Annotated in this window: 14 protein-coding genes; 5 read left to right on the forward strand and 9 right to left on the reverse strand. The window is 29.2% G+C overall.

Annotated elements, in window-relative coordinates; all coding sequences use genetic code 11:
- Window positions 1-36 precede the first annotated feature (36 nt).
- Both IF125_RS11050 and IF125_RS11055 read left to right on the forward strand, forming a co-directional pair.
- A complete protein-coding gene (locus IF125_RS11050) occupies window positions 37-2,256 on the forward strand; it encodes an AAA family ATPase (protein ID WP_225542520.1) in 2,220 nt (739 codons plus the stop codon).
- 534 nt (window positions 2,257-2,790) lie between these two features.
- Window positions 2,791-3,582, forward strand: a complete 792-nt coding sequence (locus IF125_RS11055; protein WP_225542521.1) for a Fic family protein — start codon at window positions 2,791-2,793, stop codon at window positions 3,580-3,582.
- Between the two features lie 378 nt (window positions 3,583-3,960).
- On the opposite strand, the gene IF125_RS11060 is transcribed toward IF125_RS11055, so the two are convergent.
- The 6 genes from IF125_RS11060 to IF125_RS11085 all read right to left on the reverse strand — a co-directional run bounded on the left by IF125_RS11060 (window position 3,961) and on the right by IF125_RS11085 (window position 7,559).
- A complete protein-coding gene (locus IF125_RS11060; RefSeq protein ID WP_225539210.1) occupies window positions 3,961-4,140 on the reverse strand; it encodes a hypothetical protein in 180 nt (59 codons plus the stop codon).
- Window positions 4,141-4,240: 100 nt separating this feature from the next.
- Window positions 4,241-4,429 (reverse strand): hypothetical protein, encoded by a 189-nt coding sequence (locus IF125_RS11065; protein ID WP_225539211.1) that lies wholly within the window; start codon window positions 4,427-4,429, stop codon window positions 4,241-4,243.
- Window positions 4,416-4,643 carry a hypothetical protein gene (locus IF125_RS11070; protein WP_225542522.1) on the reverse strand — a complete coding sequence of 76 codons (228 nt, stop codon included), beginning with the start codon at window positions 4,641-4,643 and terminating at the stop codon, window positions 4,416-4,418. The genes IF125_RS11065 and IF125_RS11070 overlap by 14 nt, the downstream gene beginning before the upstream one ends.
- Window positions 4,630-5,046, reverse strand: a complete 417-nt coding sequence (locus IF125_RS11075; protein ID WP_225542523.1) for a DUF5675 family protein — start codon at window positions 5,044-5,046, stop codon at window positions 4,630-4,632. Before IF125_RS11075 ends, IF125_RS11070 begins: the two co-directional genes overlap by 14 nt.
- Entirely contained in the window at window positions 5,043-5,798 is a 756-nt protein-coding gene (locus IF125_RS11080) for a hypothetical protein (RefSeq protein ID WP_225542524.1), read from the reverse strand. The genes IF125_RS11075 and IF125_RS11080 overlap by 4 nt, the downstream gene beginning before the upstream one ends.
- 132 nt (window positions 5,799-5,930) lie before the next feature.
- The gene (locus IF125_RS11085; protein WP_225542525.1) at window positions 5,931-7,559 is read right to left on the reverse strand and encodes a helix-turn-helix domain-containing protein; all 1,629 of its coding nucleotides are present in this window, start codon (window positions 7,557-7,559) and stop codon (window positions 5,931-5,933) included.
- Window positions 7,560-9,063: 1,504 nt separating this feature from the next.
- On the opposite strand from IF125_RS11085, the gene IF125_RS11090 reads away from it, so the two are divergent.
- From IF125_RS11090 to IF125_RS11100, 3 genes are all read left to right on the forward strand, one after another.
- Window positions 9,064-9,273, forward strand: coding sequence for a hypothetical protein (locus tag IF125_RS11090; protein WP_225542526.1), 210 nt, complete (start codon window positions 9,064-9,066; stop codon window positions 9,271-9,273).
- Window positions 9,274-9,334: 61 nt separating this feature from the next.
- The gene (locus IF125_RS11095; protein WP_225542527.1) at window positions 9,335-10,792 is read left to right on the forward strand and encodes a DoxX family protein; all 1,458 of its coding nucleotides are present in this window, start codon (window positions 9,335-9,337) and stop codon (window positions 10,790-10,792) included.
- A 72-nt stretch (window positions 10,793-10,864) separates the two neighbouring features.
- Window positions 10,865-11,131 (forward strand): DUF6520 family protein, encoded by a 267-nt coding sequence (locus IF125_RS11100; protein WP_225542528.1) that lies wholly within the window; start codon window positions 10,865-10,867, stop codon window positions 11,129-11,131.
- A gap of 33 nt (window positions 11,132-11,164) precedes the next feature.
- Here the strand turns inward: IF125_RS11100 and IF125_RS11105 are convergent, their stop codons facing one another.
- From IF125_RS11105 to IF125_RS11115, 3 genes are read right to left on the reverse strand one after another with little or no spacing between them, the layout of a single operon-like run.
- Window positions 11,165-13,639 carry a S9 family peptidase gene (locus tag IF125_RS11105; RefSeq protein ID WP_225542529.1) on the reverse strand — a complete coding sequence of 825 codons (2,475 nt, stop codon included), beginning with the start codon at window positions 13,637-13,639 and terminating at the stop codon, window positions 11,165-11,167.
- 22 nt (window positions 13,640-13,661) lie between these two features.
- Window positions 13,662-15,059, reverse strand: a complete 1,398-nt coding sequence (locus IF125_RS11110) for a RagB/SusD family nutrient uptake outer membrane protein (RefSeq protein ID WP_225542530.1) — start codon at window positions 15,057-15,059, stop codon at window positions 13,662-13,664.
- Between the two features lie 12 nt (window positions 15,060-15,071).
- Entirely contained in the window at window positions 15,072-15,257 is a 186-nt protein-coding gene (locus tag IF125_RS11115) for a hypothetical protein (RefSeq protein ID WP_225542531.1), read from the reverse strand.
- Window positions 15,258-15,475 lie beyond the last annotated feature (218 nt).

Consider the following 15,475-nt stretch of genomic DNA (forward strand, 5'->3'; position numbering starts at 1 on the left):
TTGGCAAAGTTTGGAGGAGAATAAAAACTAATAATTATGATAAAAACAATTACTTTAAAAAATATAGCAACTTATGATTCTTCAAATGGTGTTGTTATAGATAATCTAAAAAAGATAAATTTTATCTATGGTGCAAATGGTTGTGGAAAAACCACTTTGTCAAATTTTCTTTTGGAACCTGATAATGAAAAGTTTATTGATTGCACGAAAGTATGGGAAAACGATACTCGTCTTAAAATTTTAGTATATAACAAAAAATTTAGAGAACGGAATTTTGGTAATGGAAAATTAAATGGTGTTTTTACTCTTGGTCAGGCTACAAAAGATGAGATTGAAGTTATTGAAAAAAATAATGAAAAACTAAAGACCATAAAAGATGACGGAACAAAGAAACGAGAAACATTAAAAACTCTAAATGATAAAAAACTTGATTTAGAAAATGAATTTAAAGAAAATTGCTGGACTAAAATTTATAAAAAATATGAAATCGAATTTAAAGAAGCATTTGTGGGAGCCTTGACAAAAGAAAGGTTTAAAGATAAACTCTTGCAAGAGCTTTCAAGTAATTCAGCAACTCTATTTACTTTAGAACAATTAAAAGAAAAAGCAAAAACTATTTTTGGAGAAGTCCCACAAAATATAGCATTATTAAATACAATCACATACGATAGAATTTTAGAAATAGAAAATGATTCTATTTGGAAGAAAATCATTGTAGGTAAATCTGATGTCGATATTGCAAAACTAATTCAAAAACTGAATATTAACGATTGGGTAAATCAAGGTAGAACTTACATACAGCAAGATGATGAAACTTGTCCTTTTTGTCAGCAACAAACTATAACAGAAGATTTCAGAAGTCAATTAGAAAGTTTTTTTGATGAAACTTATATGAACGATATAGAGTCTTTGAAAAAATTAAAACAAGAATATGATTCTTTAATTCAAAATCTTGTTAATGAGTTAAATATCATAGAAACAAATCAAAAAAGTTTCAAAGGCACTAAATTAGATGTGGATAAATTTTCTGCTTATCTTAAAACTTTGATTAGTCAGAATACGGCAAATAATGAGTTATTGAGTAACAAAACCAAAGAACCGAGCAGAACCATTGAATTAGTATCATTAAAAGAGCAGTTGGATTTAATTTCAGATTTAATGACTTTTACAAATACTGAAATCGAAAAGCATAATGATATAGTTGCTAATTTCAATACAGAAAAAAAGAATCTTGTTAGTTCAATATGGAAATTTATTATTGAAGAATATAAAGCCGATATAACGACATTTAATTCTCAAAAAAGTGGTTTAGAAACAGGTATTCAAGCATTGCAATTACAATTAGATGCTAAACTAAAAGCATATAGAGAGCTTGATATTGAAATAAAAAATTTAAGTAAAAACGTAACAAGTATTCAACCAACAATAGACGAAATAAACCGTTTATTAAAATCATATGGATTTCTCAATTTTGAAATTGTTCCTGCTTCAGAAGAAGGCTTTTATCAAATTCAAAGGGAAAACGGAGAGGTTGCAGAACATACGCTTAGTGAAGGCGAAGTTACTTTTATCACTTTTCTTTATTATTTACAATTAACAAAAGGAGGTTTTTCAGAAGAAACAGTAAACGAAGAAAGAATTTTAGTTATAGATGACCCTATTTCAAGTTTAGATAGTAATATTCTATTCATAGTTAGTACCTTAATTAAAGAAATTTTGAAAGATATTCGTGATAATAAAGGAAATATTAAACAAGTAATTCTTTTAACACATAATATTTATTTTCACAAAGAAGCTTCATTTGAAGGGATAAATAGAGGAAAAGGCGAAAAAAACAACTATTATATCATAAGAAAAATTAATTCTGTAGCTAACATTTTTCCATACAATGATAAGAATCCTATTTCATCTTCGTATGAATTATTATGGAATGAAATAAAAGAATATAATAACAATTCTGGAATAACTGTTCAAAATGCTATGAGAAGAGTTATAGAAAATTATTTTAGCATTCTTGGGAATAAAAGAGATGACACTTTACTTTCAAAATTTGAAAATCCCCAAGAAAAAGAAATTTTCAGATCATTACTTAGTTGGATTAATGAAGGTTCTCATACATTACCTGATGATTTATTCATTGAATTACCAGATCAATCTATTGAAGCTTATTTAAAGGTTTTTAAAGATATTTTTATACACACAAATAATATAGGTCATTATGAAATGATGATGGGAATTGAGGAAAACCTAGTGTAGCAATGGGAGCTTATTTTAATGTTTTAAGAGTGTTAGGTTTATAAGATGATTTCTTTCAATTAGCAGCAGATGATGAGTTTGGTAGAAAATTACAAGATATAGAATTATTGTAATTACATTTTTTAAATTAAATTTTGTCACAAATTTAGTGAAAATTTGTGACATAAAATTAACCAAAAACAAAATGAAATCATCTAAAAATCAAATAGAAACAAAAATTTCAAAATCTCCTTTTGGCGAAATATTTTTTTTTGGATGACTTTAATGATTATGGTTCTTCTAATAATGTTCGTAAAGTATTATTGTGCTTAGAGCTAGAAAAAACGGAAAACGTTTAGCTCAAGGTATTTATCTTAAGTTCTGATAAAAATTCTTTTGACATCGCACAATTCTATTATATCTTTGCTTAGCGCTTCATCCTCTAGAATGAGGGATTGTTTTTAGAATACGTATTCCACAATTTTTTTATTTTTTTATAAAAAGTCAAGATAAACTCAATTAAAAATATGTTCCTGATATATAAAAATTAAAACTATGGAATCCTTAATTAAAAAATATAAAGAACTTGGAATAGATAAAATAATCGATCATGATAAATCTAATCTAATTTCTGTGGTTTATCATTCAACTGTTTTAGAGGGATCAACTTTATCTGAAATAGAAGCTTCAGTTTTAATTAATGATGGTTTAACTCCTAAAGGAAAACCTTTAGAACATTCTTTAATGGTTACGGATCATTATAAGGCTTTAATTTACATACTTGAAGAAGCTAATAATAAAACACCTATTTCTATAGAATTAATTAAAAATATTGGAGCATTTGTTTTAAAAAATACAGGATCAGTCTATGAGACCATGCTTGGAACTGTTGATGCTACTAAAGGAGAATTTAGAAAAGGAAATGTAATGGCTGGAAATACTTATTTTCCTAATTATGATAAAGTGGAAAGGTTGATGAATGATTTGGTCATTAATATTCAAAATAAAATGAGTACAATTCAAACCATAGAAGATCAATTAAATTTATCTTTTGACGCTCATTTTAATATGGTGTCAATTCATCCTTTTTATGATGGAAATGGAAGAAGCTCGAGATTATTAATGAATTACATTCAACAATATTACAACCTCCCTCTAGCAATCGTTAATTCAGAATCTAAAGTAGATTATATCGAGGCTTTAATTGAAACTAGAGAAAAAGATGACATATCTATTTTCAGAGATTTTATGAAAAAAGAATACTCTTCTCAACTGAATGAAGAAATTGAAAAATTTGAAAAAGTAATTAAACCAAATAAGGGACTTGATTTTAAATTTTTATTTTAATTTATTTTTCTTCATACAAATATTAAATTCAGTATTTAAACGTAGACGAATAGGTTATTTAAAAATTAATTAAAATACACACCTGTTTGGATTCAAAAACAAATTATTTATATCATTAAAGAGCAAAACAAATCAAGAATTATTTAATCAGTAATATTAAATTGTAATAAATAAGGTTGATTCTTTTATCGGATATTACTAATATTTCGTTAAAATATTAATACTTTTTGTACACCAATAGTACACCACAATCATTTGCACCCCTTTTAAATAGAGAGTTTGTTACTTTCTGTATCGGGAAATAATACTTATTAGAAATTATATAATATAGAAAAAGGTTTTCAATTTTTAATTGAGAACCTTTTTCATTTTTTGGTTTTACGATTTCATCTTAAAAGCAATCAAAAATTCGTCAAATGTAAGGAAGTCACTTTTTTCTTTTCCGATTAACTGCTTGGCTCTATTGAGTAAGCGTAGACTTTGCCTATACCCCTTTCCCGTAATAATTGATACATCTTTTGGATAAATCACCATTCTTTGTAATTCGTTATTTTTCATTTCTGTAATAATTAGTATTACCTCAATGAAACTTAAATGAATGTTGTTAAAATTTACATTAATAAATTAAGATTTCCAAATCTTATTTCTAATCATACACTTAATCTTCGTCGAAGGGGTTGTTTTTCTTATGCAATAAATATGATGTTCCATAACTGCAAATTGCACCAACTATTCCCATACAAATCGTATAAACAAGTTGTTCCCATTGAATGGTCGCTACCAAACTTGTCACAGTTCCTCCTATTGTCCCAACAATTAGCGATGTATTACTATTATTCATCATCATTACTATAGTTTTTGTCGTTTACTGTTAATTGACTCACTGCTGATAAAACACCACCAGCAACTGTTAGGTAACCACCTATCGTTATAATTGTTGTTGGTAATGCAATAGGTGCAGCTATTAATACACCTCCAATTGCAGCTAAGGTTAATCCAACATTTCGTATTCGTTGGAACAATTTAGGTGTAGGTGCTGTAAAACGATTAAGAATTGTCATATTCTTTATTTTTAATCTTTACATTTACTTTTTGATTACGATCAAGTTTATCATTTACTAAAGCTTTAAGTTTTGTAAATGCTTTTCTTGATAACTCTCCTCTCCCTTCACCTGTTAATTTTGTTACAGGAGCAATACATCCCTTCAATTCTGTTTTTGCATAATTGGCAGGATGAATTAAGATCAATGAACGATTGGGTACATTTGCAATCAGAAAATGTTGACCAAATTTTGGTGAGCTTCTCTTTTGGATTGCATAATATCCTTCTGGAATACATGAATTGCGTGGTTCGTTCTCTTTCCATGGTAACTCGATAGTATAACAAATAAACTTATCGTTGAGGAATAAGCTACCATTTGTACCATTTGGATAATACGTTCGTTTTACTACAATTGTCGTCATGGTAAATTGATTTCGATTAAATGTGCCGCATTAAAACTTCCATTTTTCAATGGATACAAAACGGTATTCACCTCTTGATAGAATTCGATTCCAATTGCTAAAGCGATTGTATGCTCTGAATTTGGAGAAAGATTGTTTAACAATTCTACATCGTTCACCTCTACTTCATCGTATGGGTAATAGTTTGTATACGATGTTTTTGTAATGTATTCGTTTTTCTCAAAATCAATTTCTGTAGAAGCTGCTACAAAACGGTAATTGGTTGCTCCTTGTGGTGCTATTATCACATCTAAGGGTTTGTATGCTTCTAATGTAAATTTTGTTTCACCAGAAATACGCTCTATTTCTACTTGTACCGGAATTAAGACTGTTTTTAACCATGATGCCCCTGCATTAAAATCAAATCCTTTCATCAATAATTGATTTCCTTTGTGTACATTTCTTTGTCCACGAGCATTCGTAGTATCTTCTTTTAGGATACCATGCATTACTTTTGTGAGACGACTGGATAATCTGCTGTCTTTTGCATTTTTTATGATCGCATTGAATGCGTTTCGTAATGTTTTTCCAGCAGTACCTGCATTCTTAAATTCTTGCATATTTTCTCTGGTACGCTGAAAACGCGGATCACTCATTATGGTATTACGGTCTATAGAACTTTTTTCTCTCACCATATAACCATCTTTTGATTTGTAGAAGTTTAAATCTCCGATTGAACCTCTAAGTTTTAAAAAGCCTTTTTGCTTTGCCATTTTTTTAAATTTTAAATTAAACATTGATCTCCATTGCGCAATGGTTTTGTAAAGTTGCAACAGCAATATGTTTAAAGCAATAGCCAAGTCTTTTTTAGCACCTGTATGTCAATAAATTACATTAATAAGCCATTATATACTCTCGTTATTTTTTTGTTTTTGAATTTTTATAAAATCTAAAGGTCGTAAACCTGTTTCACTGTAAAATACATTTGAAAATTGTCTTGGATTCATATAACCTACTATTTCTCCTAATGCCCCTACACTATAATTAAGGTATTGTGGCTGTTCTTGCAATAAATCAGTAATAAATTTTATTCTCAACCGATTGATGTACGATGAAAAATTAATTCCTTTGTACTGATTGACATATTTTGATAAATAAGTGGTATTCGTTGAAAAAGATTTTGCTAAACTTACCACTGTTATATTAGGGTTTAAAAATTCTTTATTTTGTTCAAATTCTTCAAATTTTAACAATAAACTTTCAAATGCCTCTTTGTTCAATTCATCTTCATTTTTAATCGATGGTTTCCGTTCTTTGTAACTTGATTGAGCAGATTCTTCAATAAACAGATTGTATTTTTCGATTAAATATTTATTTTTATTTCTCGTTTTTACAATTCCTACGATCAATACTATAATTCCAGTAAAAGACGTAGCTAATACGTAATATAATTTTTGAGACTTATTCAATATTTTTTCCTTTAATTTAAGTAATTGCACTGTGTCGTATTCTTTGTACACCACTTGTATCATTTCTGCATCTAACTTATAATTTAACTCATCCATTTTTAGTAATTGATTGACTATATATAGCTGCCTACTCGTATCAGAAGCTGCTAATGCCTCATCTAAAATGTTTTCGTATATCGGTCTGTATTTAATATCTAAGAAGTTGAATTCATTGAAAATACTATCTATTTTGTTAAAATATAATATTTTATGTTGTTGATTATTCAATTTATCAAATCCCTTTGCTTTGTAGTAATAGATTTTGGTTAGTGTATTAAAATCATTCGTTTTTATTAAAATATCTTCTTTAGTCGATAATATATGAATAGCAGTCTCAAATTGATCATTTAAAAACTCATCAATTGCTTTATTTATCGTAAAGTATCTGTAGAAAAATTCGTTATTTTCAAGTTTGCTCTTATTTAATCCAAGTTGATTGAATTCTTTCGCTTTTGCTTTGTTACCAACTTCTTGATGGAGACATGCTAATTGATATATTGTATTTAATAAATAGGCTTGGTAATCTTTGTTCTCTGGTTTTGTTTTAAAAAAGGTTTTACATTTAAGTAACAATTCTTCTGCTTGGTTATATTGATGTAATTTTATTTTTATCATAGCCATGTTAAATGTTACTTTATGTAATAAATATTGGTCTTTTGAATATTTTAACTCCTGATCAGCATTTAAGTAATTTTGCAACGCGTCTCTATAATATTTTGCTTTGTAATAGGCTAAGCCTTTCGATAATAAAGCTGATGCAACTAATTCTTTGTTTTTTAATTTTCGTGCAGTAATTATTGCACTATCTGCATATTCTAATTGCGTGTTTAAATGACTCGAAAAAAAGATTCCTTCTTTATAAGCATAAAATAAATTTAGCTTATCCTTTTCTTTTTTAGCATTTCTTATATAAGCTTGCACATAGAACATCGCATTTGGATGATGCTTTTCATCTATTAATGCATCCAATCTTTCGATTAAATAGGCATTATCTTTTGAGGCTAAGGAATCAACTTGATTAGCCATTATTATAAGCGGAAGTAGTAAGAGTATGCATGTGCAAATTACAACTCTTTTCATGGTATAGATTTATTGATTACTACTAAAATACTTTATTATAAATATTAAATCGTTTATTAAGTACTTAATCGTTTAAAAGTGTATAATTTATAAATTATACATTCTTTTTATAAAATATACCTGTTGTAATCTTTATTGTTCTATGAATTTCTTTAGTTTTGAGTGTCTTTGAGTATATAAGTCTAATCGATTACTTCAAAGAAACTTAAATGATGAATAAAAAAGAGAAGTTTTACTTCTCTTTTTTTATTACCTCAACTTTATTGCCACTCTACTGCCACTATGTTGCCTTCATGTTGCCTTCATCTTGCCTTCATCTTGCCTTCATCTTGCCTTGATGTTGGGAGTATGTGGTAATGTGGTAATGTGGTAATGTGGTAATGTGGTAATGTGGTAATGTGGTAAGCAAAATTAAAATTTTGAAGTAAGGTTTGTTTGTTTTTTCTTATTAATTTCTTCGTTCTCTTTCGTGATGGATTTTGTGATTCTGGGGTTGTCGAAGAATCTCTTCTTTTTTCATTTTTTATTCATGAACTATATTATTTTATGAATATTGAATTCATATGCCCTTCGGGGAAGTTTTGACACAAAAACATTTGAAATTAAAAGGAGGAGCCACGGTGTGGCTCAGGTAATACTTATTTCTTACTTTCATTTTTTTATTCATTACTTATCTATTTTTATTGTCGGTATTCATATGCCCTTCGGGGAAACTCATCTAAAAAAACGAAACAAAAAAAGATGCCGACAGTAGATTCTCAATGATTCAACTTGCTAAATTATTTCCATAAAGTTGGCAACTCGCTTCGCTCAAACACTCCAACTTTTTTATTTCAATAATTTCGAGTTGAATTACATTTTAATTCTAAATCGTCGGGGTTTTATAAGCCTTTTTCAATATTCAAATTCACTTTTAACAACGGGCACTGAGGCGCTCGAAGTGCAGAATCTTTCTATTTCTTTTTCTTCTAACTTTTACCTTAATGCAAAGTCTGTGCTAATAGAGTATGTGATTACAAAACATCAAGTCTTTGATTTTCGACGGTCAAAATTAGTTCAGCCATTGAATGTTTTAGATCATTTGCTACGCAAACAGTAAAACATTTTAATCATGCCTCTCAACTTTTTGACACTCGCCTCCAAAACTTATGACATTTTCTATATCCCTTTTATTAATTCAAATTCGTTGTCATTTCGATTCTAAATCGTCGGAGTTTTTATAATTCGTTATCATCGTCTAAGTCTTCGATACAACGTTTTGCAAACGTCACTCAGACTGACGATATTAGAAACTGAAATGAATTCAGGTTGACATTTTTTCGGTTTTCTTAAAAACTTGAAGTGTATGAATTTATAAATTAGACATGCATTTTATGTTTTTGACGCATTGACATACCTCCTATTTATTACGCTAAACCTAATTTCGATACAAACTTTAAAATAATAAACTATGAAATCTATTTATTTAATCGTACTTGGGTGTTTTGTATTCAATAGCTGTATAGAAGATGAAAATATTCTTATTGAAACCCCGATTCGTTCAGAACGTATTACTATTACTTCTTCTAAAGATAGTATTAAGGATAGCATTCCTTTTAAAAACGACCCACCTCGTGATAAAGATCCCTATACGAGAACTATTGATGAAGATGAAAACTGATATTAGATGTTAGATGTTAGATGTTAAAAAGCTATTTTTTATGAATTAAAACTTCTAAAAGATGAGAAAAATTGCACCGTTTATACAAACATTCATCTGCTACCTATTTATTATTTTGTTTATTTACGCAGCAGTCAGTAAGCTTATCGATTTTGAAACCTTTCAAACACAGTTGGGACAATCGCCCTTATTAGCCAGTTATGCGATTCCTATTTCGTATGGAGTTATAACAATAGAACTGGTAACAGCGGTTCTTTTGATGTTTGATCGATTCCGAACAATTGCTTTACTAATTTCACTTTTATTGATGGTTATGTTCACTACTTATATTGTCATTATTCTACATTTCACAGCATTTACACCATGTTCTTGCGGTGGAGTTTTAGAAAAAATGGGGTGGACAGAACATTTGATTTTTAATCTCGTATTTGTTGGATTAGCTCTAATTGCCATTAGGATAACAAAATCCTCTCAAACATGTAAAGGCTATATAATTGAACAAACTACTCTTACAATAATAGGAATTGTTAGTGTAACCATTATATACGGTTTATCTGAAAAAAAATCTCAATATAATAATGCTTTTACACGTAAATACATTCCGCATTTTGCAGAAAAACTAACTACACTCAATCTAGAGTCCACAGGATATTATTTAACAGGTATTGATAGTTGCTATGCTTATTTAGCTCATCCTAATGCACCTTTATTTCTTAGAACTTATGATTATAATACACAAAATGTGACTAATAATCGGATCAAAATAAAAAATGAGCTACTCCCTTATAAACGAATAATAACATACGTTAACTCCCCTTATTTCTACTTAGGAGATGGTACAGTAGGAATTATAGAAAAAGGAATATTAAATGATTACACGACTTCTCCTGAAACTATTGATAATGCTTATTATAATCAATATGTTCCTGGAAAAGATGATCATTTTGGTCTTTCTGTAACAAGTCAAAAAACTAAACAAACAGCACTCGCTTTATTGTATAAAACAGTTGATGGATTTCAACTAAAAATAAACGATACAACTCTAAAAAGCCAACAAAATGGAGCATTTGATTTGGATGGATTACTCATTTGGAATGAACAATATCAGATCTTTATATATGTCTATTATTATAAAAATGAAATTATCATCCTTGATTCTATGATGAATGAAAAAAATGTTATGAAAAGCATCGATCCTTTAAATGAACCAGAACTTGATGTTGCTTTTTATAAAAAAGACCAAAACTATCGATTAGGTCCTAAAACAATTCGAGTGAATGAAACGATAGCTACCTATGGTGATTATCTCTACATCCACAGCAAACGGCTGGGAAATTTTGAAGAAGAACACCAAAGTGCAAGCATCATAGATGTATATGATCTTGTAAACAACCATTATCTCCACAGTTTTTACCTCTATCATAAACCTAAACAACAACTTAGGGATTTTAAAATATACCAAAACTCTGTTTTTGCTGTAATTGATAATGAAATTTATCGCTATCAATTGAAAAAATAAATCGTTGCGCAGCTCAGGGGAAGACTGAAAACCTGTACAATAGAGTAAGTCACCACATTAAAATTATACAAAATGAAAACAAATTTTCTAAAAAAAGCTCTACCTATTGGGGTAGGAATGATGGCTGTTGCTTTTGCATTTGCCACTGAAGGTAAATCTTCTAACAAATCTACAGAGTATGCAACTGCATATATTTACAATGATTTAGAAGAATGTGAACAGGTAGATGCCACTTGTAATAACATAGGAACTGTAAGTTGTACAATTGGTTCTAAAGAAGTATTTGAATTTAAAAATGGTACTCAATGTAGTCAAAACTTGATGCATTGGCAACCATAATTTAAAGGAAAGGAGCGTAATAGCTCCTTTCTCTTATTTTAAATATGTATTAAACCAATTTAAGATTGAATTATATAACATTTCTTGATTCTCTTTACGAGTTAAATAATGACCATCGTTATTAAATAAAATCAATTTACCTTCTTTATTTAATTTTTTCATTGCCATATACATATATATGCTTTGATACCAATTTATATTATAATCAGATTTACCAGCCCACAACAATAAAGGTGTTTTCATGTTTTCCACCTGATAGAAAGGTGAGTTTCTTATGTAGTTATTTTTATCCGTATAATAACTATCTTTCATTCGAAACTGCTGACTTTCTAACCTCCATGCTTGCTCTCTAAACCAACCTTCCCATTGTACATCATGCGACCAAGAAACCAAATCCATCACGCCAGAACCCGCTACAATTGCCTTAAACAAATTGGAATGTGTTGCTATAAATGCCGCTTCATAACCACCAAACGAATGCCCTATTAGTCCTAATCTATTCTTATCAATATAAGATCGACTTACTAGTTCTTCTACACTATTTTCTATATTCACGACAATTGACTCACCTAAATTTCCTATTTGATAATCTAAATTGGGTAAAAAAACAAAATACCCATCCAATATATAATTAAGAATGTTAAAACCGTCTTCTGTATGTTTTGTTGGACTTGCAAACTGATTTACTTTATACGTCATATTCTCGTATATATAGTAAATAACAGGATATTGTTTGGTAGGATTAAAATTAGTTGGGTAAAGTAAAATCCCTTTCGATTTGTTTCCTTTTATGTTCTTGTATTCTATACTTTCACTTTTACCTAAATCTAACTTTGCCAAATCGGGATTACTTTGATATACTATCTTTCTTTTTTTCGTAGCCAAATCTACACGCTCTATAACAGGAGATAAGTTATATCTAAACTTCTTAAAAAAACAAGTTTGTTTGTTAATGCATACGGCATTTTCAATCGTATTGGATTCTAAGACAATTGGTATAATTTTACCTTTTTCAAAAAAAGCAAAACCATTTTGCTCATCTTTAGTCGATAGATCTAACATCAACTTTTGATTGATATCAATGTGAGAGGTATTTTTTCGTTCTTTTTTATTAAATCTATAACTTATATCCCCATTACTTGCTGTTAATCTTTTAGCAGTACCATTTTTTATATTGTACATCCAAATATCAAACTCATCATACACAAATACTTCATTTTCATTTATAGACCACCCTTCTACTCCATATGGTGTTGGATGTTTATAATACATATCGTTTATTTTATATAAAGAATAATTTGATGGTATGGTAATTTTAATGTGCTTATCATTTTCTGTATCATACCCCCACCAGTTTTTATCTTTAAAATACATGATATATTTTCCACTCGGTGAAAATGAAAGATAGTCGTAAGAAAAATAATGTGCAGGAACAATTAATTTCTCTTCTCCTTTTTCATAATTTTTTAGGTATAAATCGGCAACTGTATATTGTTCTGTAGAAGGTTCATTTTCTAAAAAGTCATACGCTAATGCATAATTAAAATTAGGTTTAATGATAACAGCATTCAATTTATTTGAAGAAATGATAGAAAATTCATTCGTTTTTGTATCCCATCTTATGCTCTGTTTATTCATAACATATTTTTCTGCAACAGCTTTTCTAGGTGCGATTAAAGCATCTTGGGTATCCCAAATACTGTAATTATCATTTTTACTCTTTACGATATCTACATTAAAAAAGACTATTCCGTTACGATCACTGGTAGTATCAAAACCATTTATTTTACGAACTTCCTCATCAGAAAATAATGTTTTACAAGCCAAAGATTTTACCTCCTTATTTTGGGTATTAATCGTGTAAAGTATCCCTCCATCAACCGTGTCTTCTAGTAGAAGTATACTTTTTTGATCGCTTTGCCATCCTAATATCTTTACTTCATTTTTAGAGCATATAAAAAGAGACTGCTGATTTTCTGAACCCGATTCCCATTTTTTTAATGTTTTAGTATTAGAATCCGTATTTGATGTTAGAAAAACTAACTCATCTTTGGCGGGATGCCACTGGTAGTTTTCTACATCGTGTATCGTATATGACTTGTTACTCTTCAAATTAAGTAACTGTAAATCTTTTTTCTCTTTTTCGCCCTTTCTTAGGTATGAAATTATCGTTTGACCATGATTTGTAAAATATCTTTTATGTAGTACCTCAACTTGCAAGATTGTTTTTAGTGTTTTTAAATCAATTAGATGCAAATTTGATTTATCATCAACAAAAGATAGAATATCATTATTTTTCAAAAAGTTCAAAAGAATGATTGACCCCAATTCTTTTCTAACACCTGATTCTGTCTGTATAAGTATAACATTATTTTTATCTTGCATATCATTTACAACAACCCACTTTCCATCGCTACTTACGTCTGTAAATAAAGTATGTTTTGTCCAATTCGAAGTTTTTTGATTCTCTTGCGCGTTTGCAAAGCATCCCAAACAGACAAGCAGCATAACTAGTATTGAATTGACATATTTAATAGCCATCGTTTTGAGGATTTAGATTAGGATTAATCAATAATTCGCTTTCTGGAATTGGTAAAATTAAATCTCTTGGTTTCCAATTTGATTTTATAGGTTTTAGAGTTTCCTCGGCTATTTTCCAACGTTTCAAATCAAACCATCTATTTCCATGTTCTGTAAATAATTCTAGTTTTCTTTGAAGTATAAGTTCTTTTTGAATTTCATTTGGATTAGAAGAATTAAACGGATTTAATCCTGCTTTCTCTCGAATGATATTAATTTCTTTTACTGCCAATGCCAATTCGTTTGTATGTAAATAAGCTTCTGCTCTCATCAAGATTATTTCTGACAAACCAAATACAATAGAAAACTCTTTACTTGAACCTGTATTTGCATTTTCTTTATATTTATACGGTATATACCAAGATTGTGTATTTGTTGTATTGCTTACTTTCTTTATCCAAAATTGTAATCTTTTATCCTGTGGATCAAACTGGTTTATAAAATCTTGTCGTAAAGCTACCCGAGTTGGAGGTCCTGTATTAATGATAAAATATGATCCTTCTAACGTATTTTCACCATTTATGGTTGATGAAAATTGAAATATTGTAGACTTGCTTTCCTTTTTATATTGATTTTCTATTGGTTGTTGAAATGAAAAGTTCTGATTTTGAACAATTTCTTGCGATTCACTCACTACTTTATCCCATTTTTCTTGGTATAAGTACAACTTACTTAATAGGGCTGATAAGGCATATATAGTTGCCCTGTTATTTGCATTAGACGCTACATTATTTACCAATAAACCTTTTGCTTGAAGCAAATCTTTTTCGATATTATCGTAAACAATCTTTATTTCGTCACGGTAAACATATCGATTGATTTGATAATTGGATGTAGTGATATAGGGTATTTTACCATATACATTCATTAAATTAAAGTGCGTAAATGCTCTTATAAACAAGACTTCTGCTATCAATTTATTTTTTAACTCAAGGGATAAATTCGTTGAATTATTTAATGCCTCAATAGCTAAATTTGTTTCATAAATAATTCTATAATTATTTGCCCATATAGACGTTACAAGTGTATTAGAAGGCAATAATTGATGGGTATAAAACATTGAAAGGTTATTGCTCGTAGAACCATAAAAATCAAGTTCATCTGCATATAAACTAAATAATACGCTTGATCCATTTGTACTTCCCGACAACAAACCATCATTTTTCATGTCTTTGTAAATACTCGCAACTGCTGCATTAGCAGTTTGCTCGTTGTTGTAAACCTTTTCAATTTTTATTTCTCCTTTAGGATCATCAGTTTCAATCCAATCATTACAAGCAGCCAATGTAAATATGGCAATCAATAGGATGAATCTATTCATCACATATATTGTTCTATTATTTTTCATGGTTTCAATTTTTTAAAATGAGATAGTTGTTCCAAATGCGATACGTTTTAATGGAGGTAAAAAATCTTCAATTTGTTCGGGATCCCCTCCTTTGTAGTTCGTAAGCGTTAGCAGATTAAAACCTTGCGCATATAAAGCTACTTTATAATTTTTCTTAAGAGGTACATTGTAGTTTATCGAAAGTGATTTTAACCTCACAAAGGAAGCATCACTTACAACTCCAGTACTTGTATAAAAATAATTTTGGGCAACAACAGCATTTGTATTAGAGCCTGTTGTATAAATTTGCGTTCGACCTTCATCTATAACCGAAAGAGGTTGATTGAAGAATGTACCTGCTGCATGTACGTTGTCAAAATGATTTGGACACCTCTTTCTAAAAATTAAGAGAGTGTTTGGTTTATAAATTTATTATT

The organism is Empedobacter stercoris (assembly GCF_020281205.1).
Taxonomy (GTDB): Bacteria; Bacteroidota; Bacteroidia; order Flavobacteriales; family Weeksellaceae; genus Empedobacter; species Empedobacter stercoris.

Coding starts and splice junctions, on each gene's coding strand:
- IF125_RS11085 (WP_225542525.1), bottom strand. CDS start 7,559: ATGGCTAATCAAGTTGATTCCTTAGCCTCAAAAGATAATGCCTATTTA.
- IF125_RS11095 (WP_225542527.1), top strand. CDS start 9,335: ATGAGAAAAATTGCACCGTTTATACAAACATTCATCTGCTACCTATTT.
- IF125_RS11075 (WP_225542523.1), bottom strand. CDS start 5,046: ATGACGACAATTGTAGTAAAACGAACGTATTATCCAAATGGTACAAAT.
- IF125_RS11090 (WP_225542526.1), top strand. CDS start 9,064: ATGAAATCTATTTATTTAATCGTACTTGGGTGTTTTGTATTCAATAGC.
- IF125_RS11060 (WP_225539210.1), bottom strand. CDS start 4,140: ATGAAAAATAACGAATTACAAAGAATGGTGATTTATCCAAAAGATGTA.
- IF125_RS11080 (WP_225542524.1), bottom strand. CDS start 5,798: ATGGCAAAGCAAAAAGGCTTTTTAAAACTTAGAGGTTCAATCGGAGAT.
- IF125_RS11050 (WP_225542520.1), top strand. CDS start 37: ATGATAAAAACAATTACTTTAAAAAATATAGCAACTTATGATTCTTCA.
- IF125_RS11100 (WP_225542528.1), top strand. CDS start 10,865: ATGAAAACAAATTTTCTAAAAAAAGCTCTACCTATTGGGGTAGGAATG.
- IF125_RS11070 (WP_225542522.1), bottom strand. CDS start 4,643: ATGACAATTCTTAATCGTTTTACAGCACCTACACCTAAATTGTTCCAA.
- IF125_RS11065 (WP_225539211.1), bottom strand. CDS start 4,429: ATGATGATGAATAATAGTAATACATCGCTAATTGTTGGGACAATAGGA.
- IF125_RS11110 (WP_225542530.1), bottom strand. CDS start 15,059: ATGAAAAATAATAGAACAATATATGTGATGAATAGATTCATCCTATTG.
- IF125_RS11105 (WP_225542529.1), bottom strand. CDS start 13,639: ATGCTGCTTGTCTGTTTGGGATGCTTTGCAAACGCGCAAGAGAATCAA.
- IF125_RS11055 (WP_225542521.1), top strand. CDS start 2,791: ATGGAATCCTTAATTAAAAAATATAAAGAACTTGGAATAGATAAAATA.